22 protein-coding genes are annotated in these 22740 nt (G+C 48.9%); 20 read left to right on the top strand and 2 right to left on the bottom strand.

Annotation, left to right across the window (positions count from 1 at the left end; translation table 11 throughout):
- Window positions 1–62 precede the first annotated feature (62 nt).
- Together Y71_RS21675 and Y71_RS21670 are read left to right on the top strand one after the other, a co-directional pair.
- Entirely contained in the window at window positions 63–929 is an 867-nt protein-coding gene (locus Y71_RS21675; RefSeq protein ID WP_071921825.1) for a glucosamine kinase nucleotide-binding domain-containing protein, read from the top strand.
- 28 nt (window positions 930–957) lie between these two features.
- Complete coding sequence (locus Y71_RS21670) at window positions 958–2079, top strand: ROK family transcriptional regulator (RefSeq protein ID WP_007373357.1); 1122 nt, start codon at window positions 958–960, stop codon at window positions 2077–2079.
- A 267-nt stretch (window positions 2080–2346) separates the two neighbouring features.
- Here Y71_RS21670 and Y71_RS21665 read toward each other — a convergent pair whose 3' ends face one another.
- Together Y71_RS21665 and Y71_RS21660 are read right to left on the bottom strand one after the other, a co-directional pair.
- The gene (locus Y71_RS21665; RefSeq protein WP_007373358.1) at window positions 2347–3438 is read right to left on the bottom strand and encodes an ABC transporter ATP-binding protein; all 1092 of its coding nucleotides are present in this window, start codon (window positions 3436–3438) and stop codon (window positions 2347–2349) included.
- Between the two features lie 12 nt (window positions 3439–3450).
- A complete protein-coding gene (locus Y71_RS21660; RefSeq protein ID WP_007373359.1) occupies window positions 3451–4050 on the bottom strand; it encodes a GNAT family N-acetyltransferase in 600 nt (199 codons plus the stop codon).
- A 527-nt stretch (window positions 4051–4577) separates the two neighbouring features.
- Between Y71_RS21660 and Y71_RS21655 the strand changes: the two genes are divergently transcribed.
- The 18 genes from Y71_RS21655 (at window position 4578) to Y71_RS21570 (ending at window position 22739) form a co-directional block, all read left to right on the top strand.
- A complete protein-coding gene (locus Y71_RS21655; RefSeq protein ID WP_035943183.1) occupies window positions 4578–5918 on the top strand; it encodes an ABC transporter substrate-binding protein in 1341 nt (446 codons plus the stop codon).
- Between the two features lie 57 nt (window positions 5919–5975).
- On the top strand, window positions 5976–6848 hold the full coding sequence (locus Y71_RS21650; RefSeq protein ID WP_007373361.1) for a carbohydrate ABC transporter permease: 873 nt from the start codon (window positions 5976–5978) through the stop codon (window positions 6846–6848).
- Window positions 6848–7663, top strand: a complete 816-nt coding sequence (locus Y71_RS21645) for a carbohydrate ABC transporter permease (RefSeq protein ID WP_007373362.1) — start codon at window positions 6848–6850, stop codon at window positions 7661–7663. Before Y71_RS21650 ends, Y71_RS21645 begins: the two co-directional genes overlap by 1 nt.
- 358 nt (window positions 7664–8021) lie before the next feature.
- A complete protein-coding gene (locus Y71_RS21640; protein ID WP_007373363.1) occupies window positions 8022–8705 on the top strand; it encodes an ABC transporter ATP-binding protein in 684 nt (227 codons plus the stop codon).
- Window positions 8705–9952, top strand: a complete 1248-nt coding sequence (locus Y71_RS21635) for an ABC transporter permease (protein ID WP_202819265.1) — start codon at window positions 8705–8707, stop codon at window positions 9950–9952. The genes Y71_RS21640 and Y71_RS21635 overlap by 1 nt, the downstream gene beginning before the upstream one ends.
- Window positions 9945–10691, top strand: a complete 747-nt coding sequence (locus tag Y71_RS21630) for an outer membrane lipoprotein-sorting protein (RefSeq protein WP_007373365.1) — start codon at window positions 9945–9947, stop codon at window positions 10689–10691. Before Y71_RS21635 ends, Y71_RS21630 begins: the two co-directional genes overlap by 8 nt.
- A complete protein-coding gene (locus tag Y71_RS21625; protein WP_050998938.1) occupies window positions 10688–11941 on the top strand; it encodes a hypothetical protein in 1254 nt (417 codons plus the stop codon). Before Y71_RS21630 ends, Y71_RS21625 begins: the two co-directional genes overlap by 4 nt.
- A 102-nt stretch (window positions 11942–12043) precedes the next feature.
- On the top strand, window positions 12044–13129 hold the full coding sequence (locus tag Y71_RS21620; RefSeq protein ID WP_035887158.1) for a sensor histidine kinase: 1086 nt from the start codon (window positions 12044–12046) through the stop codon (window positions 13127–13129).
- The gene (locus tag Y71_RS21615; protein WP_007373369.1) at window positions 13122–13913 is read left to right on the top strand and encodes a LytR/AlgR family response regulator transcription factor; all 792 of its coding nucleotides are present in this window, start codon (window positions 13122–13124) and stop codon (window positions 13911–13913) included. The genes Y71_RS21620 and Y71_RS21615 overlap by 8 nt, the downstream gene beginning before the upstream one ends.
- A gap of 445 nt (window positions 13914–14358) precedes the next feature.
- Window positions 14359–15138, top strand: a complete 780-nt coding sequence (locus tag Y71_RS21610) for an SDR family oxidoreductase (RefSeq protein WP_007373371.1) — start codon at window positions 14359–14361, stop codon at window positions 15136–15138.
- A complete protein-coding gene (locus Y71_RS21605; protein ID WP_007373372.1) occupies window positions 15138–15527 on the top strand; it encodes an acyl carrier protein in 390 nt (129 codons plus the stop codon). Before Y71_RS21610 ends, Y71_RS21605 begins: the two co-directional genes overlap by 1 nt.
- On the top strand, window positions 15527–16591 hold the full coding sequence (locus Y71_RS21600; protein WP_007373373.1) for a hypothetical protein: 1065 nt from the start codon (window positions 15527–15529) through the stop codon (window positions 16589–16591). The genes Y71_RS21605 and Y71_RS21600 overlap by 1 nt, the downstream gene beginning before the upstream one ends.
- 13 nt (window positions 16592–16604) lie before the next feature.
- Window positions 16605–17891 (top strand): beta-ketoacyl-[acyl-carrier-protein] synthase family protein, encoded by a 1287-nt coding sequence (locus Y71_RS21595; RefSeq protein ID WP_007373374.1) that lies wholly within the window; start codon window positions 16605–16607, stop codon window positions 17889–17891.
- Between the two features lie 10 nt (window positions 17892–17901).
- Window positions 17902–19308, top strand: a complete 1407-nt coding sequence (locus Y71_RS21590; RefSeq protein WP_081120850.1) for an AMP-binding protein — start codon at window positions 17902–17904, stop codon at window positions 19306–19308.
- Between the two features lie 15 nt (window positions 19309–19323).
- Entirely contained in the window at window positions 19324–20001 is a 678-nt protein-coding gene (locus Y71_RS21585) for a holo-ACP synthase (RefSeq protein WP_007373376.1), read from the top strand.
- A 51-nt stretch (window positions 20002–20052) separates the two neighbouring features.
- On the top strand, window positions 20053–20715 hold the full coding sequence (locus Y71_RS21580) for a class I SAM-dependent methyltransferase (protein ID WP_007373377.1): 663 nt from the start codon (window positions 20053–20055) through the stop codon (window positions 20713–20715).
- 6 nt (window positions 20716–20721) lie between these two features.
- Window positions 20722–21930 (top strand): AMP-binding protein, encoded by a 1209-nt coding sequence (locus Y71_RS21575; protein WP_035887160.1) that lies wholly within the window; start codon window positions 20722–20724, stop codon window positions 21928–21930.
- Window positions 21894–22739 carry a class I SAM-dependent methyltransferase gene (locus Y71_RS21570; RefSeq protein ID WP_145954152.1) on the top strand — a complete coding sequence of 282 codons (846 nt, stop codon included), beginning with the start codon at window positions 21894–21896 and terminating at the stop codon, window positions 22737–22739. The genes Y71_RS21575 and Y71_RS21570 overlap by 37 nt, the downstream gene beginning before the upstream one ends.
- Window position 22740 lies beyond the last annotated feature (1 nt).

Raw genomic sequence — 22740 nt, 5'->3', positions numbered from 1 at the left:
CGCACATCTATAAAGGGTCATCCCGGGCGGTGCAGGGCAGGAGGAAGCGCGTGCAGTCATTGATGCTGGGTATTGATGGTGGTGGTACGCGCTGTCGTGGACGTCTCACCGACGATCGGGGGCAGTTGCTGGCGGAAGCGCGCGGTGGGCCAGCCAATGTCTGGTCGCACTTTGAAGCGGCGATTGACGCTATTGACCGGGTGATTGACGATCTTTTCACTCAGGCGGCATTACCGGCAGCGGCACGGGCACAAACCGTGCTGGTGGCAGGCCTCGCGGGGGCAAATGTGTCCTCGGTCAAAGCACGTCTGGATAGCTGGCTGCCGGTTTGTCAGTCGCGCTATGTTTTTACCGATGTCGAAACGGCCTGCGCCGGGGCGCATAATGGCGCGCCAGGGGCGGTATTTATCACCGGCACCGGCAGCCAGGGCGCGGCATGGGATGGCACGCAGTTTACACTGCTCGGCGGCTGGGGATTTGCCCTCTCCGATGCCGGCTCAGGCGCGGTGCTGGGGCAGCGTGCGCTCCGGCTGGCGCTGCTGGCCCATGAAGGCATCGTGCCGTCTTCGGCGCTGACGCAACGCATCATGGCGCATTACCACGACAGCCCGGAACAGATGCTAATCTGGTCACGTCAGGCGACGCCAGCCGACTGGGGGCGGATAGTGCCGGACGTTTTCGCCGCCGCGCAGGCGGGTGATGTGCATGGCGCTGCGCTGGTTCAGCAAACCGCTGCGGATATCGCACTGATGATACAGCCGCTACTGGCGCGCAGCCACGGTAAGCTAGCGTTGATGGGAGGCCTGGCCGCGCCGATTCAGCCCTGGCTTCCGGCGGATATCGCCGCACTACTGGTGCCACCGCAGGGCGATGCGCTGAGCGGTGCGCTACGGCTTGCCAGCCAGTTCAGTATGAACCAACCCGCGTAACCTTTTCATTCTGCTGATAAAGAGAACCATGATTGCTCCGAACGTAACTGCCCGTATTCTGCGGCTGATTGTCGAAAATGCGCCGATCAGCCAGTCCGATCTCAAAGTGCGTAGCGGCCTGAGTATGTCAACGGTCTCGCAGGCTACTAATCGCCTGCTGACCGGGGGCATCGTACAGGAGCTGGGGCTGCGACGTGTCTCGATGGGGCGTCCCAAAACCCTGCTTGGTCTTAATCCCGACCACGCCAGCGTGATCGGCATCCAGCTCAATGCAGAACGTAATCTGATTGTGCTGACCGACCTGGGCGGCAATATCATCGGCGAGCAGCAAATGCCTTCCGGAGCCATGACACCGAAACAACTGGGCGATGCGCTGGCAAAGTTTCTGCGCGGCGTAGAGAACAGAAAGGTGGGCGCCATTGGCCTGGCGCTGTCTGGTCTGGTGGATGCCAGCAATGGCTATTGCGTGCGTTCACGCGTGCTGGATTGGGATAACGTTCCGATTGCCCGGCTACTGGAGGAACGCTTTTCGCTGCCGGTATTTATCGAAAATGACGCCAACGCTTTAGCGATGGCGGCGCTGGTATTTGGTCAGCTCGGTCATGCGCAATCGGCGATTATCGCCACCTTTGGTAAAGGGATTGGCGCAGGTATTCTGCTCGATCGTCAGCTCTATCGCGGGCGTCATGGTAAAGCGGGTGAGATTGGTAATGCCCTGCTGGGGGATGGTTCCGAGCGCCTGCTGGAAGATGTCGCCTCATCACAGGCGATTTTGCGACGGGTGGCCGCCACGCTGAAAGATGAGGTGCCGCAGGCGCTGCGCGACCTGGATATGCGCCCGACGCAGGAAGTGCTGAGCGCGCTGGCGGAAGCCGGCCATCAGTTGGGCATATCGCTGGCAAATCTGTCGGTTGCCTATGATCCCGATGTGGTCTATCTGGCGATGGAACCACAGATGGCGTCGCGCATTTTGCTGGATAATATCACCCAGAGTTTCCAGACCTATCGCCTGAAACTGACGCCGCACATGACGCCGTTGCAGTTTATTACCGAGTCAAATCGGATGTGGGCACAGGGCGCGGCGGGTTTTGCGGTGAATAAATTGCTGGATTTGCTGGCCGCACAGGCGGATGAAGAGATCGCGTCGTAAAAATTTGCGCTTCATCGCGTTTTTTTGGCATTGCGCGGGTTTCGTTCACCTCAGGCTAAGTCCTGCGCCTGAACTGCGCCCAAAAGTGGGATACCCAACGACAGGTGAGCTGAAACACGCCATATGCGAATACATCCACGATTACAACCATAAACGTATCAATCTGAAACCAACCTGAGTTCGGTTGAATATCGAACTCAGGCTGGTCTGCGCGACGGTCGGTGGAAGCTCTATGGCGCTAACCGCGGCTATTCCGCGCAGCGCCTTTCACCGTAACCGCATTCCCCCTTCATCAAACAACAAACAACTCCCCGCATCCAGCTGATAATGTACCGGCTCACCCATCTCATGGCTTGCCACGTTACGCTCCTCAATCACCAGCAGCCGCTCCTGGCCTACATCCAGATAAAGGTAATTGGTATGTCCCAGCATCTCACTGAACGACAGCGGTGCGCTAAAGCTCAACGGCGCGCTGGCTGAGCTGGCAGGCTGAAAATGTTCAGGGCGTACGCCAAGCGTCACTTTCTGCCCTTCCTGGCAGGCGGCGTCAATCTTCATGGTTAATGCGTGAAGGCCGAGAGAAGGCACGCGCAGCTGCACTTCGCCGGGCGCGATGGCGGCCACTTCTGCGGGTAAGAAATTCATCTTTGGCGAACCAATAAACCCGGCGACAAACAGATTGTCCGGATCGTGATACAGCTCCAGTGGCGCACCGACCTGTTCAATACGGCCCTGACGCAGCACCACAATACGATCGGCCAGCGTCATTGCTTCCAGCTGGTCATGGGTGACGTAAATCATGGTATTACCCAATGAGGCGTGCAGCCGCGCGATTTCGATACGCATCTGCAAACGTAACTCGGCATCCAGATTCGACAGGGGTTCATCAAACAAGAAAATGCGCGGATGGCGAATAATGGCGCGCCCAATCGCCACGCGCTGACGTTGCCCGCCTGACAAAGCACGCGGCAGACGATCGAGCAGCTCGGTCAGATGCAGGCGCTCCGCAGTCTGCGCAATTGCCTGTGCGATCTCGGTTTTCGGACGCTTCATCACTTCCAGCGGATAAGCGAGGTTGCCGCGCACCGTCATATTCGGATAAAGCGCGTAGGACTGAAACACCATGGCGATACCGCGCTCGGTTGCTGGCTGGTGGGTCATATCCGCGCCCTCAATCAGCAGCTTGCCGTCGCTAATCTCCTCCAGCCCGGCAATCATGCGTAGCAGCGTCGATTTTCCGCAGCCCGAAGGGCCAACAAACACCACAAATTCACCGCTGTTGATAGTGAGATCGATCCCGTGAATCACGTTCACTTGCTCGTAAGACTTCTTAACGCTTTGCAGATGCAGGCTGGTCATACTGTGTCTCGCTTAAAGTAACTGGCCCATATAAATGGCGTTGCTACGCACGATGGGCGTGAAGCCAAGGCGCTGATAAAAACCGCAAACCTGCTCGTTTTGCAGGCTGACGCCAAGGTGCACGCCAGGCACACCCGCCTCGCGCAGCAGCGCCAGCAGTTGCTCAATCAGTTTGCGCCCCCAGCCACCCTGCTGAGCCGGTGGCAACAGATTGATATGCAGGTGCGCTGGCCACTGGCTTACCAGCTGATCGGCGGCGGCATCCGGCTGGAAGATGGCTTCCAGAACTTTGCTGTCGAGCGGGGCGCTGGCCGGGTAGTCACGATATTGCGCCTGCAACATCGGCCACCACTGCTGGTTCAGCACCGCCTCAAAGGCACGGGTATCCGGTACGGCAACCGCATAGCCGACGACCTCGCCCTGCTGTTCCAGCGCCAGCGCGAAATCCGGCGCAAAACGTGCGTAGGGAATCACAAAGCGCAGGCCGGGCAGGGCAGGATCAGAATAGAGCGCTGTCGCATCTTTGCCAGCATTGGCGGTTTCTAAACAAATACGCGAGAGCGCGGGAAAATCCGCCTCGGTAGCGTGACGAATAACTGCTTCAGCCGTCATGGTGGAGCCTCTGTGGTCAGGAGATAGACAGTTTTTACGGTAATGAAAGCGTACTTAGTTTTCAAGGTGTAATAATTGCGTAGTCCCACAAAGAAAACGCTACACATAACCACAGCGCATGACCATCAACGCGACAACGCAGCAATGATGCAGCGGCAAGCCCTTAATCCGCGAGCTTTTTAACATTTACTCGTGAGCGTTATTCATAACTATACGATTTTCATATGCTCTATCAGTGAGTTAATGCAGTTTAAAAGCACGAGTGAATTATGCTGAGCTTCAGTAAAGCGTGACCGGTTGCATCGGCATTCTGGCTAATTAAGCAGCATTCCCTGCTGATTACTCCACTTTTCTTCTCACTTTTCGCACTGCATCACAGAGCAAAAATTACTCGCCTCACAGGTTTGACTTTATTTTGTTCATAAAGTAAGTATGGGTATGAGCGTTATTTCTGCTGAATCAGCCTGCGGGAACTGCGGGTGCCGAGATGAAGGGATGCCAGTCATCTGTTGGAGAAACCGAGCATTATGTGTGATTCAACCGTACGTTCGCAGTACTTCTGTAGCTCTCTTCGCACCCTGTCTCGTCTGGTTTCCGCGGGGGTGCTGCTCGGCGCAGCGATGACCTCGGCCCAGGCGGTGACCCTGAATGAGTGGGACATTTATAACTATCCGCAGCAGACAGAAGCGGTGGATGAAGCGATCAAAGTGTTTCAGCAACAGAATCCCGGCATTGTTATCCAGCGTTCTGTGCACTCCTTCGAAGATACCCGTATCCCGCTCAAACTGGCGCTGACAGCGGGTGATGGCCCGCAGATCGCCCAGGTTAACCAGGGCGGTGGCGACATGGGGTCTCTGGTGAAAGACAAGCTGCTTTGGCCGCTGGATGATTACGCCAAAACCTACGGCTGGACAACGCGTTTCCCGGATTCAATCCTGAAACGTAACCGCTGGTCCGATAATCAGGACTTCGGCAGCGGCAAACTGTATGGCGTCGCCAGCCTCGGTGAAATGGTTGGCCTGTATTACAACAAAGCGTTGCTGGATAAAGCCGGTGTAGCCGTGCCAAAAACCCTCGCTGAGCTGGAACAGGCGATGGAAAAACTGAAAGCGCAGGGCACTCCGCCAATGATGCTGGGTTTGCTGGATGGCAACATGGGCCAGCAACTGCTCAGTACTCTCTGGGAAGCGCAGATCGAAAGCAGCGACCGTAAAAAACTCGATGATCTGATTTATGACGTGGGCGGTACCTTTAAAGATGACAAGCTGGTGAAGGCCGCCAACATGATGAAAAGCTGGAACGACAAAGGCTATTTCTTCACCGGCTACCAGGGGATTGGCCATGACGATGCCGCCACCCTGTTCCAGAACGGGCAGGCCGCTTTCCTGGTGAGCGGCACCTGGTATCTGGGGCAGTTCAAAGATAACAAAGATATTCATTTTGCCGCGATGCCGATGGGCGCTGGCGTGCAGCACGCGCTGATGGTGGGGGGGACTGACCTGGCGTACTCCATCACCAGTACGGCGAAAACCAAAGAGCAGCGGGATGCCGCCGCGAAGTTCATCGACTATATCGTGTCGGATGAGATGGCGAACCGCTGGCTGAAAGTGGGCTTCCTGCCCGCCAGCGCCAGCAAAAATGCGCAGATCCCGGCTGATAACCCGTTACTGGCCGAGACCTACCAGGTGTGGGTAACGCTGAACGAGCATGATGGCCTCGGTCATTACGTGGACTGGGCGACCCCGACCATGAACGCCGAACTGAATCAGAACGTGCAGCAACTGCTGGCCGGACGGCAAACCGCCGACCAGATGGTCACTAATTTCGATGACAACTATCAACGTTACCTGAAAACCCTGAAGCACTGATAATTCCGGCCCGGCAGTGATGCCGGGCCGCTGACAGGCCCGCAAGCGAGTACGGTTATGCTGAATAAATCTGCCTGGCGCAATGCGCTCTACCTTCTACCCGCAGTGCTGGTGTATGCGGTTTTTCTGCTGGTGCCGTTGCTGGCGTCGCTGGGTATCAGTTTTACCGACTGGGACGGCACCTCCATGCCGATCTTCAGCGGCATCAGCAACTACCTGCGTATGTTCAGCGATCCGGTGTTCTGGGTAGCGCTGGGCAACAACGCATTGCTGATGTTGTTCTATACGCTATTGCCGATTAGTGTCGGCTTGCTGCTGTGCAGCTTCCTGTATGAAACGCGCAATAATAACGAGCGTAGCCTGTTGCGCATCTTCTTTTTCCTGCCGTATATCATGCCGATGGCGGTTCTTGGCGTGGTGTGGCGCTGGTTGTACAACCCGGCATTTGGCCCGATCGATCAGTTCCTGCGTGCAGTTGGCCTGCCGCAGTTGGCGCTGTCATGGTTGGGGGATTTCAACTGGGCATTGCCTGCTGTCGGCCTGGTGGCAACCTGGTACTTCTTTGGTTTTTGTCTGGTGTTGTTTATGTCGGGATTGCAGCGCATGGATCCCTCGTTGCTGGAGGCGGCCGATCTGGATGGCTCCTCGCGGCGGCAGAAATTTATGCGTATCACACTGCCGTCACTGCGCCCCGAGGTACGTATCGCGCTGTTGCTGACGGTGATCGCCAGCCTGAAAGCCTTCGATCTGGTCTACGTGATGACGCAGGGCGGGCCGGGCACCTCAACCATGGTCACCAATCTCTTTATGTATAAGCAGGGCTTTGACCTGCACTACTTCGGCTATGCTTCGGCAGTTGCGGTGTTCAGTATGATGATTGTGTTGTTGATCAATGCGTTAATTCACTTTGCTATTCGGGAGCGTCACTGATGCGTGGCACGCCAGTCGTTTTTCGCGCGCTTATCTGGATCGTGGCGCTGATGACCATCATGCCGTTCCTGATGGCACTGATGACCTCATTCAAAACCCAGATGGAGCTGTTCCAGGGCGTCTTTACTTTGCCCGCGTCGCTCAACTTTAAAAACTATGTCACAGCCTGGCAGCAGGGGCATTTCAACGTTTACTTTATGAACTCGGTGCTGGTGGTGATCCCGGTGGTGATTTGCAGCATTCTGCTCGGTATTCTGGCCGGTTTTGGCTTTGCCTGGCTGAAGATCCCCGGCAAAAAAGTGGTGGCGGCGTTGCTTGGCCTTGGCATGGTGCTGCCGAGCGAAGCTTTTATTATCCCGCTGTATCACGAGCTACGCTGGATGGGGCTGACCAACACTTACCTGGCATTGATCCTGCCGCAGATTGCCCTGTCACTGCCGTTTACCACGCTGATGATCGCTACCGCACTGCAACAGGTGCCGCGCGAGTTGGTGGAAGCTTCAGTGATGGACGGCGCATCACGGCGCAAAATTCTGTGGGGCCTTCTGGTGCCTGCCATCTGGCCAACGCTATCGACGCTGGCGCTGCTGCTGTTTATCTGGACCTGGAACGAGTTTCTGATCCCCCTGATTCTGGTGAACAAAGACGAGTTGCGTACCTTGCCGATCGGCATGATGTTTTTCCAGAATAAAAACACCATTGATATCCCGGTGCTGATGGCGGGGGCGATGATCGTCATACTGCCTCTGGTGGCTGTGTTCCTGGTATTCCAGCGTAAATTTATCAGCGGCGTGACCGAAGGCGCGGTGAAATAAGCACCTGCGGTATTATGGAACTGTCTGATCTTAAATCTCAGAACGGGAACCAACGTCTCAAATAAATATTTGCTGATCTCAGTCTTGAGAACCGGACACTGAGACGCTATCGAAAGAAGCGCTAAAGCCAGGCGGGCAATGCATCCGGTATCGACCTTCTAAAACAGATCTATTTACCCGTAGTGCGCTTAAGAAACATCGCTGGTCGATGAGGTCTTCCGGCGCACACCATTTCAGTTCATCCCGCTATATTACCTTTCATCCCCGCTTATTGCCGTTCGTCACATGCTGTAGTTTTTGCTGGCGACACTCCTTAGATTGAATGCCATTAATTCATGCATCCACAAGGGGAATGGCTATGTTGTCATTTTCTAACATTAAAAAAGACTACAAGCTGGGGTCGCAAACGGTACAGGCATTAGGTGGCGTGAATGGCGAAATCCACCCGGGAGAGATGGTGGCGCTGTGCGGTCCATCGGGTTCCGGGAAAAGTACTCTGCTGAATATCCTGGGCATGCTTGATATGAACTATCAGGGAAGTGCATTTATCGATGGCACACCTTTTCCCCGCAAAGTTAAAGAAGCTACCGCATTACGCCGAAGCAGTCTGGGTTTTGTTTTTCAGCGTTTCAATTTAATCCCGGTAATGACCGCTTTCGAAAATGTCGCTTATCCCTTAACGCTGAATAAATTCAGTACGAAAGTAAAAAAAGAAAAAGCGGAACAAATGCTGGCGAAAGTCGGGCTGGAAGATTTTCTGCAATATCGTCCGGAGCGTTTGTCCGGCGGTCAGCAACAGCGTGTAGCGATTGCAAGAGCATTAGTACATCAACCCCGGTTAGTGATTGCCGATGAGCCGACCGCCAGTCTGGACAGCCATTCCGCCAACACAATTATTCAGATCATGAAAACGCTCGGTCACGAAATGGGCACCACGTTCGTCATAGCAACGCATGACCCACGGATGGCAAGCCAATGCGACAGGCATATTAATCTGGTTGATGGGCTTATCTCCTCTGAGGAGATTCAATGGAACGCCTGATGCCAATAAGTATTAAAAGCGCATGGCTCAACCTGCAACGTAATAGCCGGCGATCGACGCTATCAATTCTGATTATCGCCGTGGTGGTCTTTGCATTATGTTGTATTGGTGGCTTTGGCCTGTATACCTATCAATCGCTGATGAAGGAAACGGCGATGAGCATAGGTCATATCACCCTGAGTCAGCCGAACTATTTTGAGCAGGAAGAAGAGATACCGCTGGATAATGGCTTATCCGATTATTCCATAATCGGTAAAACGCTGGTTTCAATTCCGGGAATTCATGCCATTCTGCCGCGAATTGAATTTAATGGTTTAATCAGTAACGGACGAAAATCGACAATTTATATGGGAACCGGAATTGATCCTCAGGAATTTGCCATTAAAGGTGAATTTCTGGCAGTGAAATCCGGGAAGCCGTTATCTCCCCAGCGTGAAGATTCGGCTGCTAAAGAAGATCCTGAGGTGATGCTGGGTGCGAACCTCGCACAAAACCTGAAAGTGACCGTTGGCGACGTTGTGACACTGCTATCAACCACCACGGATGGTGTGCTTAATGCCATGGATTTTAAAGTGCAGAGCATTTTTTCTACCGGCGTTCCGGATCTTGATAAACGGCAGCTTTATATCAATATTGCCGCCGCGCAGGCGCTGCTTGCCACGCATAAAGTCAGTACGCTGTCGGTCTATTTATTTGAAACACCGCAAACCCCGGTGCTACAAAAACAGATCGAAGCAAAACTTCATACCCTAAAACTGGCAGAACCGGTGATCGCGACACCGTGGCAGAAATTAGCTGTCTTTTATGATGGCGTTAAAAATTTATACAACCGCATTTTCGCCATTATGGGTGGCGTAATGGCACTGGTTGTCTTTGCCGCTTTATTTAACTCTATGACCATGTCGGTAACGGAAAGAACCCGCGAAATAGGCACACTGGCTGCTCTTGGTACGTATCCACAGGAAATTATTCGCGGTTTTTTGCTGGAAGCGGGGTTAATGGCAATGTGCGGAGCAATGGTGGGCGGCGGATTATCTGCGGCGCTGGCGCTGTTATTAACGGTCGTTGATATCAGAATGCCGCCTGCGCCAGGCAGAACAGAAAGTTACCCGCTGCATATTTATTTCTCTGCCGAACTGTTTATCAGCGTGGCGCTTGCCGTCGCCATTATTTGTTTTGTCGTTGCGTGGTTCGCCGCCCGAAAAGGTGTGAAGAAACCGATCATTGAGGCACTGATTTATGCGTAAAATATTGGCATTGTTATTAGCCGGAGGAATTGCTTTTTCCGCTCAGGCAGAAACTGTGGAACAGATGCTAACAAAAGCAGATCAATATCGCTCCAGAGAGCCTTATGCAAAAGTTACCACCGTGGTTAAGCTCTATCAAAATAATGAACTCGACACTACCAGATTGTACGATGTTTATATCCGGCCAATGCGCGAGTCACTGGTGTTATTTAAATCGAAAGCCGAGGAGGGTCAGAAATTACTGATGCTCGGTGATAATTATTGGCTGTTGATGCCGCAAAGTCATCGGCCAATCAGAATCACGCCCATACAAAAACTCCTTGGCAATGCTTCCGTCGGTGATATTTCTACCCTCAACTGGAGCGAACATTATCAGGGAACGCTGCAAGGGACGCAGGATATCGTGATACAAAATAAACACGTCATGGCGAATCACCTTGAGTTGACGGCAAAAACGGCAGGTGAAACCTACGCTAAAATTCAGTTATGGCTGGATGCAACGAATGATTTCCCGCTAAAAGCAGACCTCTATTTGCTGTCACAAAAGATGGCGAAGCAGGCAATTTTTACCGCGGATAACCCGCTTCACCCGCAAAAAATAGTTTCAATGACATTACTGGATGGCATACAGCCGGAGAAACAAACGGTCATTGATTACCAGAATGTCGTGCCGTATCAACTGGATGAAAAATATTACAACCCGGCCTATTTAATTCAACAGCCAAGGGTAGATCTGTGACCGCTTCGGGTCGTCTGTGTCTCTTATCCATGCTGATTGTTGCCGCGCGGGCTGAAGCTAAATTTGATGTTAACTGGATATGGCAAAGCAGTTTTGAAAGTGAACAATATCGCCACACGAAGTTAAACGATACTGCTGGCGGGTCGATACAGTCTCTGGATTCGCTGCTCACGGCAACGGCCGAGTGGAACAGCGTAACCGGGACATTTGCCCTGCAAGGCAATAATCTTTTAACAACCGACAGCCAGGACTCTGCTACTAAGAAATTGATTGTTCAGGAGTTATTTTGGCAGCCAGAAGCCGAACTGGCAGGTGTGCCGCTTGATTTAAGCATCGGGAAACAACGGCTGGACTGGGATGTCGGGTACGGATTTCGTCCCCTGGATATTTTTAAGTCGTATGAGCGCAACCCGGTGGGGATACAGGTTGACGAAGGTGTCGGCGCGGCCACGGCGTCCTGGTTTGATGGTGTTGGTCAATGGGAACTGGTGGCAACCGATGAGTCCTGGGCCTCAACCAATACGGATCAGGCCCGGCTGGCGGAAAAACAGCACGGTATCGGTCTTCGGCGCTATGCCCTGGTGGGGAATACAGAACTCCAGGGGGTGATGTACTTTGATCAGGTTCATCGCGGTACGGTTGGGGGTTCGGTCGTTGCTGTAGTGACGCCGGCACTGGAGCTACACAGTTCGTTTGCCTATGCACAGCGTTATCAGTCTTATAAGCAAGGCGATATGTATGAGCCGGTCAGGTGGGGAACAAGTAATGATTCGTATCAATTTTTGCTGGGTTTCAATTGGGCCAATACTACAGGTTTGAATATTATCGGTGAATATTGGTACGACGGGCGTAGTTGGGATAAGAGTATGTGGAAGAAGGCATTTCAGCGCGCAGACGAACTCTCGCAGCATCCGGCAACAACAGGTTTGGCCAGCAGTTATTCCTGGGGGCTGGACAATACCAGTTTAGTTGCACAGAACGTCATGCTGCACTTTAAGATGAATATGGCTGCTTTACATCCCAAATATTTGTGGCTTGAAAAATTAGAACCCAGTCTGGATTTACTGGTTTCACCAACCGATGGCGGCCTGGTTGCAACTCCAAGGCTCTCATACCCGGTGTATGAGTCAGGAGAATCTGATATGAAGATTGAGCTGGCAAGCCGATTTTATACCGGAGCGGGAAATTCCGTGTATGCCAACATGCCGGATCGGGATTTGATTTTTATAAATCTTAAAGGAAATTTCTAATCAATATGATATAATTTCAGGAATAAATCAGGGAAACAGGTTAATGCAGAGAAATATGAGTGGAAACTTCCACCATAATATAAAGCTAAAAGGACATTCGGGATGCGCAGGCTATTACCAGTAAGCCAAAAGTTTCGCACTCAGCTAATACAAACAAGTTTGTATTGTATGGGCGTTGCCGGAATGCTTATCTTGTTTGAGTCGCCAGCAGATTTATCTCACAACTGGGCGTCCTTATTATTCAGAAAAATGATTATTAGCTTTGGCTATGGTTACAGCGCCTTGTTCAGTGCATTGCTGCTGAGATGGATGAAACCATCATTGTCTGAAGCAAAAATTAACGGTATCTCTTTAATCTGTTGCATCTTGTTTGGCAGCCTTAATGCGTTTTTTTGGTTTAGCCCATTTTCTTATAACGAATTCTTTCTGAATCAACGTTCGACGCTGGCGCCAGGTTTCATTCTGGCTATCGTCAGTTTCACTTTCTTTTATATCCACGAACAGAAATTAAAAGCGCAGAACGCGCTCGAAGTTGCAAAGCGCCAACAATCTGAGCAAAAGAAAGCGCTGGCACTAAGTCAACTCAAACAGCTTCAGAGCCAAATAGAGCCGCATTTTCTTTTCAATACCATGGCGAATCTGGATGTCTTAATTGATAAAGATCCTGCACTGGCAAAACTTCTACTGGTTAATTTGACGAACTTGTTACGCGGGACCCTGAAAAAAAACCGCAGCGATTTTGTTAATATTGATGAGGAACTGGCGCTAATCGATGCCTATTTATCTATCCAGCAAATAAGGCTTGGTGCGCGTTTGGTCTACAAGATAAGGAATGAGTTCAGCGCCGGTGCTTTTTTTATACCGCCCATGTTAATTCAGCCATTGGTTGAAAACGCCATTCGCCATGGTATCGAACCGCAACACCGAAGCGGATCTATTGAAGTGACGGTGAGAAAAGAGGCGGAAGGCGCATGTATCCAGGTCATTGACAATGGCTGCGGGCTTTCTATGGCACCATCATCCTGCGGGCATGGTCTGGCTCTGGAGAATATCCGGCAAAGGCTGGATGCTATCTATATGGGGAAGGCCCGGTTACGCATCAAAGAAAATCCGACCCAGGGGGTTACTGCTGAAATTTTCATCCCGCTAATAGTCACCAATTCAACGCCGGAAATGCGCAATGACTAAAAACATAACCGCAATTATTGCTGATGATGAGCCTTTACTGAGATATCAGCTCAATAAAATGCTGGCAGATGTTTGGCCTGAACTGGACATACTGGCCAGCTGTGAAAATGGGAAAGAAGCGTTTGATGCCATCGCGGAAGAGCAGCCTGATATTGCCTTTCTGGATATCCGTATGCCGGAAATGGATGGTATGACGTTAATACGCAGGATCAGCCAGCTGGATAAATTTCCGTTAGTCGTATTTGTGACGGCCTATGATGAGTACGCCGTACAGGCATTTGAAACCAATGCCATCGACTATTTGTTAAAGCCGCTGAATGAAAAACGGCTGGAGCAATGTGTGTTGAAAATGAAGCAGCGGCTGAATGAGAATACGGCAGACAAAGCCACACCCGATCTGAATGCACTGTTCGAAAAGTTTCAGTCTTTCCTGCACGTTGAACATAAAAATTATTTGAAATGGGTTCGTGTGCAAAAAGGCGAGGATATTGAATTAATTCATTGTTCGGATATCCAGTTTTTTAAGGCGGAAGATAAGTACATATCGCTGTATAAGAAAAGTAAAACGCAGTCAGACATTTTCTTGTTGCGCGGTTCGCTGCGGGAACTGTTACTGCAACTTGATCCGGAAGAATTCTGGCAGGTCCATCGCTCTGTTGTCGTCAACGTTAACGCCATTGAAAAAATAAAAAGAGACTGTACCGGTAAGATTCAATTAATCATTGGTGGGCATGTGTTACAAGTCAGTCGGGCAATGCAGAACAAATTTCTCTATAACATCTAAATAATAAAAGACCAGAGATCGCGTTTACTGCTAACTGCACATTATCAATGCTGGTTATTAATCAGGAAAATACTGTATGGCATAAAAATATCCATTGCAGCAATAACCATATTTAATAATAACTTACGACAGGTATTAGCAAATTTGTTTGCGAAGAATACCTGCGGATGATTATTGCCTGAATTACAGGTTATTTAATATCTGACTGTCAGTGGATATTAAATGCTTGTGATTGGATTCCTTTTGCCTTTTATTTGTCTGTAAATATTTTAAAGTAAAAGTAATTGATTTTGTAAAATTAGATGATATTTTAAAACGTAATCAGACATTGCTTATTTATATAGCCTTCTCAGGGCTTGTGTTTGTATTGAGAATGGATGATTCAATTTTTGAGCTGCAATAGAAGATTCATGGTTACGCTTAAATATAAGCAAGGAGAAGTGTCATGAGCCATATCTTTACCGATGTTATAAATCATCCTGCATATAATGAAAAACCTTTGGCGCTGGTAGTGGCAGGTACTGCTGAGATAGGACGGAATGTCATTAATTCATTAATTAATGATGGTTATCTCGTTGTTTTTACGTGGTTCAGTAATGAAGCTGTAGTCAGCGATATGAAGGCGCGATATCAAAGCGCTGTTATGCCGGTTCAGCTGGATTTGACCTCTGAGCATGACGTCGTGCAATTCTGTACTGCCTTAGAAAATATCAAAGTAGATGTAGCCATCTACTGTGCTGGTAATAACCCGGCGTGTCTTTGCGATGAGCTGAAACCCGAAAATATTCGCACCACAACGCGTCTTAACTATCTGTCGGCAGTATTAATTTTTAATACTATCGTCAAAACGATGAAGCAGTATAAAGAAAATGAGACCAAGCTAGTGTTTATCAGCTCGGTGGCGGCCAAAAAAATCAGCGTGGGCAACTCGCTGTATGGTTCGACAAAAGCAGCAATGGAAAGATATCTCTCCAGCGTCGCTCTGGAAATGGCCAGATTCAATATCAGGACGCTATGCCTGAGCCCTGGTTATATCAAAACAAAAATGCTCCAGGACTATTGTGCGAAAGAAGGGAGAAGTATCGCCAGTATAGAAAAAACGATCCCAATGAGAAAAATGCTGGCTACTGAAGATGTTGCAAATGCCGTCAGCTCATTTATTAACGGCACAATTATTACTACAGGCGTTTCATTAACGATCGGAAATGGTGAGGGGATAATCTAATGTATATTTCAACAATTAATCAGATTTTTAAAGATATCATGTACCTGGATGAAGCAGAAGAGCTTGATCCGAACAAGTCATTGTTCTCTGATTACGGGATGACCTCGATTGATTATATTGATTTTGCCTTCGAGTTAAAAAAACACTTCAAAGTTGACGTTAGCCCTGAAAGCCTTTGGCCGGTAAATAAATGGGCGACTACAGAAGATTACTACTCATTTGATACCAAAGAGTGGACCAGCAAAGGCCTTACTGAAATCAACAATCTGCTGGGCTTAAAAGGAGCAGACGCGGTTGATAAAAAAATTCAGTTCAAGGAGCTCTACTCCTATTTCACGCTGAACTATATCAACCAACAAATATCAGCCGTTAAGACGCAGGTCGCGTGATGGAAAAGGTCTATATAAAAAACTATGGTGTGCATCAGCAATTTGCCACCAATAGTGCGGCGCTGAGCCAGTTACTGGCCACCGCGGGGGAAATTAACCCCCATGATCTGGACTACTACAGTTTTTCGACACCATCGGTGGTGGAAAAAAAGTGGGTCAGCAGAGAGGACTGCTCAGTACTGAACTCAATGTCAAAAATGGCGATCAATGCGCTGATCGATTTTAAAAGCAAAGCGTGCCTCGACGAGCATGCAAAAGCCTTTCTTTATACGGCATGTGACAGTGAGGAGCACAGTTTTACTACGCTTTTTGAAATTTGCCGTAAATACAACGATGATGGTTCAGTCTGGAAACATATCCAGCAATATAAAGAGATGAATAATCCTCTTGATATGCTGAGATTACTGCCAACTAATGTGCTGTATCACACCTCAAAATTATTACGTGACCATGAGGAAGGTACACCGTTACGCGCCGCATCGTTAAGTGGCCTGGTGGCATTAAAACTGGCCTGGGCTGACATCGTTAATTCAACGGCAAAAGAAGGGGCAATGGTGGTGAGCGCGGCAAATATGCTGACCTTCGATAGCCTGGCCGTTTTTAAAAAGTTTGGTGAAATCCGGCAAAATGCTACGGATGCGTCCGGTATTATCCCCAGTTGGGGGGCGGCGGTGATGTCTTTAGACAATGACAGCCGCAATGCGCTGGCTGAATTAACCTCTGTCACTGTTCACTACTGCCCCAAAGTCAGGTTTGAACAAGAGGACTGGGAACGTTTGTTGGGCAAACAGCGGATACAACAGGGAGAACCCGATGTTATTATCAGTTATAACAACGGTATTCGCGCACAAAAAATAGCTGAGTATTCTGCGCTAGAGAAATTTTTCCCCCGGGCAAGGGTTATCAATTATAAAGCGAAAACCGGTTACACCGGGAAACTCAATAATATCCTGGATATTTTATGCTGCCTTAATGATCCCGCTATTCCTTCAGGAGCCAGGGTCATGCTGAATGGCGCTGGTATCAATTATGGTATCGGGAACATTTGGTTAATTAAAAGCTGAGGAAAGGATCATAATGAATACCCATTTCGATGCAGATACTTTATGTATCAGTGCATATGGCGCGGTCACGCCATTAGGCAGCAATCTGGATGAAATTCACGCCAGCTTTATGAATGAGAAAAGCGGTATACGGGAGATAAAGAAGTTTGATCACCGCTATTTTCAGACGCATGAAGCCGGTATCCCTGTTGAAGGTAATGCCTCAATTAGCTGGCCTAAAAAAAGCCCCTTCAGAAACGGCGAGCTTTTTTACGCCGGATTAGCAGCAAAGCGCCTGCACGATCGGCTGCGGCTACAGACATATTATTCTGCGGAAGAAATTGGCTGCATCGTGGGAATCGACGAGCCGGCGATCGATATTGAACAGTGCATCGGTTTTTCGGAAAAAGTTCCTGCTGATGCGGATAAGCAATGCCTGGTCGATGCTGCGCTGGAGCATTTTAAAATTGGTGATTTTCTCGATCTTGATACCACCGCTGTTCTGAAAGCGATACATGAAATCATCCCCTTTGCGGGTCTCAGCTTCGCGCATTTAGGCCTCTGCTCGGCTTCAACGCAAAGTATCGGCCTGGCTATGCGAGCTATCCGCAGCGGCGAAATTAAAGCGGCAATTTGCGGCGGTGTTTCAGCCAAAGTCACGCCGTTGAACCTTGCGCGATTAGAAGGAATGGGGGTGATCTCGACCGATGAACACTATTGTGGCACCGCGCGTTCGCGGCCTTTCGATCGGCACCGCAGCGGATTTGTCTTAGCAGAAGGCGCGGGGCTGTTCGTCATTGAAAAGCTATCCAGCGTATTGGCGCGGCAGGACAAGCCTCTGGCCTATTTATTGGGTTATGGCGGCGCACTCTGCGCGCAGCATATTGTGATGCCGCATCAAGACGATCTGGAAATGCAATTGTCGATGGAACGGGCCATCGAACATGCAGGGGTTGACCGTAATACGATTGACTTTGTGAATACGCATGGAACATCAACATTACAAAATGACCAGCACGAAGCCAGCGCAATCAGAAAAGTATTTGGTGAGCACAATCCGGCGATTGTGGCGACGAAATCGTATCACGGGCACCTGATTGCGGCTGCCGGGGCGATGGAAATTCTGGGCGTGCTGGTTTCATTTCAGCATGATCTCTTACCCAAAATTTTGAATTGCGATGAACCCGATCCGCAATTACCCGATGGCATTGAACTTGTGAATGAGCATCAGCACCGGCCGCTTAAATACGCATTGAAAAACTCATTTGGTATGGGCGGTGGCGCAGGCAGTCTGGTTTTAGGAAATCCAAAATATCTGTAAGGCAGACATCATGCTAACAATGCATTCCTTATTAGAAAGAAACTGGCAAGTAATTTGTCATGACAGTCAATATTCGTCAGATGATGTCACCATGCTGACAAAGGGTTGTGCCAGTAGCGTGGTCAGATATTTTCGTCATCGCCCGCAGGCGGAACAAAATAAGCTTTTTGTTTTTGTGATTAGAAATAATTTCGAAGGCATGATCAGCTATTTTGTTGCTTCTGCGCTCAGGTTGAAAGCCTGGATAGTCAATATTCATGACCTTGACATTGTTGATATGCTGGTTGATACAGATTGTATTGCGGCTTTGGTTATGAGCAATGAAGTCAGGGATATTAATACGATAAACCAGCGGATTAATATCTCATTTGACCGCTGTTCGACGCTTGCGAGCGAGAAGCTTGATGGTTTTACTGAGTATACGTGTGCGCGTTTTTATTTTTGCACCTCCGGAACAACCAGTACGCCTAAGCTGATCCAGTATCATGAAAATACACTGATTGAAAACGCATGTGCGGTGAGCCAGTATCTCAAGCTCGGCAATGAAGATCGCTCATTGTGTTATTTTCCGGTGCAGTATATGTATGGTCTCTCAACCATGCTGTGTGCATTTTTATCGGAAAGTAGACTGGTATTTGAAAAATTCCACATCAGCAATATTGGTGAACTTGTTTCACACTACAGCATTACCAATTTGCCTTTAATCGGTGACTGGATGCTGCCAGTCAGCGAAATTTTTACCAAAAGCCGAATTCATGTAAAAAATATCCTGAATGCATCCGATCGTCTGCTTACCGTGCAGGCAGCGAGCATCCTTTCATCTTGCAATACATTGTGGAATAACTTCGGCCAGACCGAATCCGGGCCGCGCTTGTTTCATAATGGGATTCGGTCGCCAGGTGATATTGAAAAAACCAGCAAATATGGCGTTGTAGCGCCCGGTAAGGTCATGACGGATAGCATCAAAATTGATTTGCGTCCCGTCGATGTGGAGGCGTCTGATTCAGTGTGCCGGATGTTTTATAAAACGCCTTTCGCTTGTGATGGCTATGTCGATAGCTACCTGCAATTAAAGCCGCGAGCGGAATGGTTTGATTCCGGCGATCTGTTTGTGAAAGATGAAGCCGAATGCTATTACTGGATTGCCAGAGCGGTGAATGAATTCAAACACAACGGCAAGTTTATTCCGGTTCAGCTTATTTCAAATGATATTGTGAAGAATGCCGGATGCCTGCGACACTATTTTTCAAAAGCGCAGAACGGCGATCTTTATCTCAATCTTGATATGTCCGCGAGCAGTGCGCAGATAAAGACAATCACCAAGCTATTGTCAGATAAATGGTATCAGTATGCATTCAGAATAAATGTCAGAGAAATCGCTACGACAAAAACAGGGAAGATAAAATGTGCAGTATAGGGTAAGAGTCGTGGCATGAATAAAGTGTATGTTAATCGTCATGCAAACAACTATCTGTGCATTGTGAGTCACTCTTTTTATGCCGCTTATTTAAATGTCGACAGGCTTCATCGCTATTTGCCGGTCTCAACAACGCGTACAGCGGAAAAGATATTGTGCCGTGAAATGGCCAGAGTGATTTTTGTCGATATATTTAACAGGATTTTGTCTGGCGTCGATATGGCCCACAGTTCCGTAAGCCATGGACGGAATGAAAGCGTTATGTTGGTGAATAATGATCCGCGGATTCATTCTGTCGGGATTGATATCGAGTTTATCGAAAAGGCGAAAGCACCAAGGCCATTTATGCTGAATTATTGTGAAAAATATGCCCGTTTCTCGCTGGAGCAGGCGCCGGACAACCGTTTATGCACCACGATATTCAGCTGTATGGAGAGTCTGTATAAGGCATTGTGCGCCATTTCGGCATGTACTTTTGATATCAATGATTATTTATTAGTTGCACATAATCGGGTGAGATGCGTTTTCCGCTATGTTGGCAAAGTACCTGAATTTAAGGGAAGGACGTTTATTTGTAACTGCTATTACCTTGAACAATCCGTAATAACCGTCGTTTTGCTGGATGCATCTTTAATATCAATCATTTTAGATGATCTGTTACATGAAGAGATGAGCGTCGCAATACCCGGTTAACTTTTTAACAATCCTGTGGCATAGCCATCAATATATTTAAGGAATATTGGTATGAACGATTTGCTGGTAGATATCACACCTGAACACTATGAAACTTACGCGACAGAAGGTACATCACCGTGGAACGAGTATTTAAAGGAAAGGATTCTGGAAGAAGCATCCAGTATTACTTCGCCGAGGAAAAAAATTCTGGACATTGGTATGGGAACCGGCCACATGCTTTTCGACCTGTTCCAGTCGCAAAAACTCACTGATTACTCCTTTTATGGGGTTGATATTGATCCGCGCATGGTGCGTTTTTGCGTTAAAAAATGTACAGAGTTGAAATGCCAGCATGTATTCAACATTGTTGAAGCCAGCGTCAGTAATTTACCGTTTCCCGATAATTCATTTTCAATGATCTATGCCCGCTCCGTCATTCATCACTGGGCTGAACCTGCAAAAGGGTTGCAGGAGCTGTGCCGTGTTCTGGATCGCGGCGGGCGCATTATTATCCATGAGCCGCTGGCCGATGCAGAAGAAACCGCACTGGGTGTTTTTAATCAATCACGTAGTGAGTGTGGCGTGACGGATATGTCCACCGAAGAAAAATTCACGCTGGCGAGTCTTACCGCGCTTATGCACTGCTGCGATCTTGACGGGATAAGCTGGACAGTGACGCGCGGAGAAGGTCTTGCTGCCCTGGGCTGTGAAATTTTTATTAAAAAGGCCTGAGCCATCATGGATTATTGCTGCGCTGAGATGTATGCAAAAATGCAACCGCGGATTACGGCAATCACCGGATGCCAGGCATTCGATTATACGGCCTTCCGTGATTCAGTCAGGATGAGTTCCCACGTTTATTCAACCACTGGCGACAGTGGTTCTTTGACGCAGCGGGACCCTGCGGCTGAACAAATACCGATGCTGCTTGGCGCCACAAGCGGCACCACCGGGGCGATGAAAATGATCAGCGTCCGTTTAAAATCCAGCAAGGACGCGGTCAGCGCATCGGAGCACAATTTAATTCATAACCTGCGGTCACGGCAGGTTTTTTCCGCCGGAGACGTCGTTGGTAACCTCTTTACGATTAACCTGTTTTCATCCTTACACTATTCGGCGTGTGAAATTTTAAAACATTGTCGCGCGCATGTGGTTCCGGTCGGCGATATTGCATTGCTGCAGAAGAATCATTTCGATTTTCTGGCCGAAATTCAGCTCTCGACGCTGTTTGGTGTGCCGGCCACTCTCGTTCAGTTTGTGGAAACCATGTTCCGGCTTGGGGTTCCGCTGGCCATTAAAAAAGTGGTCTTTACCGGTGAACCGATGTTGGCCGCGCATGAAAAGTATCTGCGCGAGGTACTGGGCGATGACCTGCGGATAATCGGTTTGTACGGCCTGTCGGAGTGCGGTTTCATTGGGATGTCTGTCGAGGGGCATCATAATAAATATCTGCTGTTCAGCGATGACTTCTTCTTTGAATATGACGATAAAAAAGGGCTATTGGTCACGTCGCTGGACCCGGATGCCTCACGTAAACTTGTCAGATATCCGGTAGGGGATATGGGCAAATTATCCGTTGAAAATAATCAACTCTATTTTCAGGGTATTAAACGCAACGCGATAGATTTTAATTTCATGGGCAATCTGATTAGCCATGAAAAAATAGCCAGAATGATTAATCAACGATTGCCTGAGGCGATTGTTCAAATCGTCTTGTCGTTATCCGCTGAGAGACAAGAAATCATGGATATTAAAATCTGCTGCGGATTATCTCATGCCTCTGATTTGTCCGGGCTGGAGAACGAAATCTGTCATTTGCCGGATATTTATGAAGCCTATATGAAAAACCGGGGACATATCAATCTCACCGTTGTTGAGTATAACGCTCTGCTTTTTTCACCCAGAGGGAAATGTCTGCTGGTTTGCGACACAAGGGAGTCATGCTAATGCAACTTGATCACTTGCTTCATGAAATTGTGTTAGTGAATTCGCATCCGATTGATGAGCATTCACTCTTTTCTATGGATTTTTACGACAGGCTCCAGCATATCAGTATGCAATTTTCTGCTGCACGCAGAGAGGATGCCGCCGTTTTTAATACCTTTATTGATACCCACAAGGATCTTCTTGCGGAACTGGATCGTAAAGCGCTCGACTATGAAATGAAATATGAAGAGCAAATGTCAGGAATGATGTCCAGGCGCCTGGCGATCCCGCAATCTGAGCTTGAGAGTATCAGCAATAACAGAAATAAGTTTATCGATTTTTATCGCCAACTCTACAATGCAGAAAGGGCGCTTATCCGCAGTGATGCGGAAAATATTTGTCATGTGGGTTGCGGGCCGATGCCAACCAGCGTGCTGATGTGGGCAAAATATTCAGCATGTCAAATAACCGCGCTGGATATTATTCAGGATGCGGTAGCGCAGGCGCAAAATGTTTTCGATTGCTGGCGTATACCTAAAGACGTGGAGGCGCATCGCGTTCGTTTTTTATGCCAGCCAGGAGAAGCGTTTGATTATAAGGATATGGATGTGATCATTTTGTCCTCTTCCATTATGAATAAGAAAAACCTCTACGCTGCCATTAAAAAAACGATCACCAAAACGGTCGATGTGATCGAGCGGGAACCTAACTTTCTTTATGAGTCAGGATATCTGAATGCTGATGAAATGGCTGAGCAGTTTATCGCCAAAACCACGCTCAATAATGTCAACATCAGGCTCTACCGCCTGTCGCCGGAGCAACAGGAGTAAA

This window comes from Kosakonia radicincitans DSM 16656, assembly GCF_000280495.2.
Classification (GTDB): Bacteria; Pseudomonadota; Gammaproteobacteria; order Enterobacterales; family Enterobacteriaceae; genus Kosakonia; species Kosakonia radicincitans.
The sequence above is the reverse complement of the archived record's forward strand: the minus strand, read 5'-3'. Positions and strand labels throughout refer to the sequence as shown.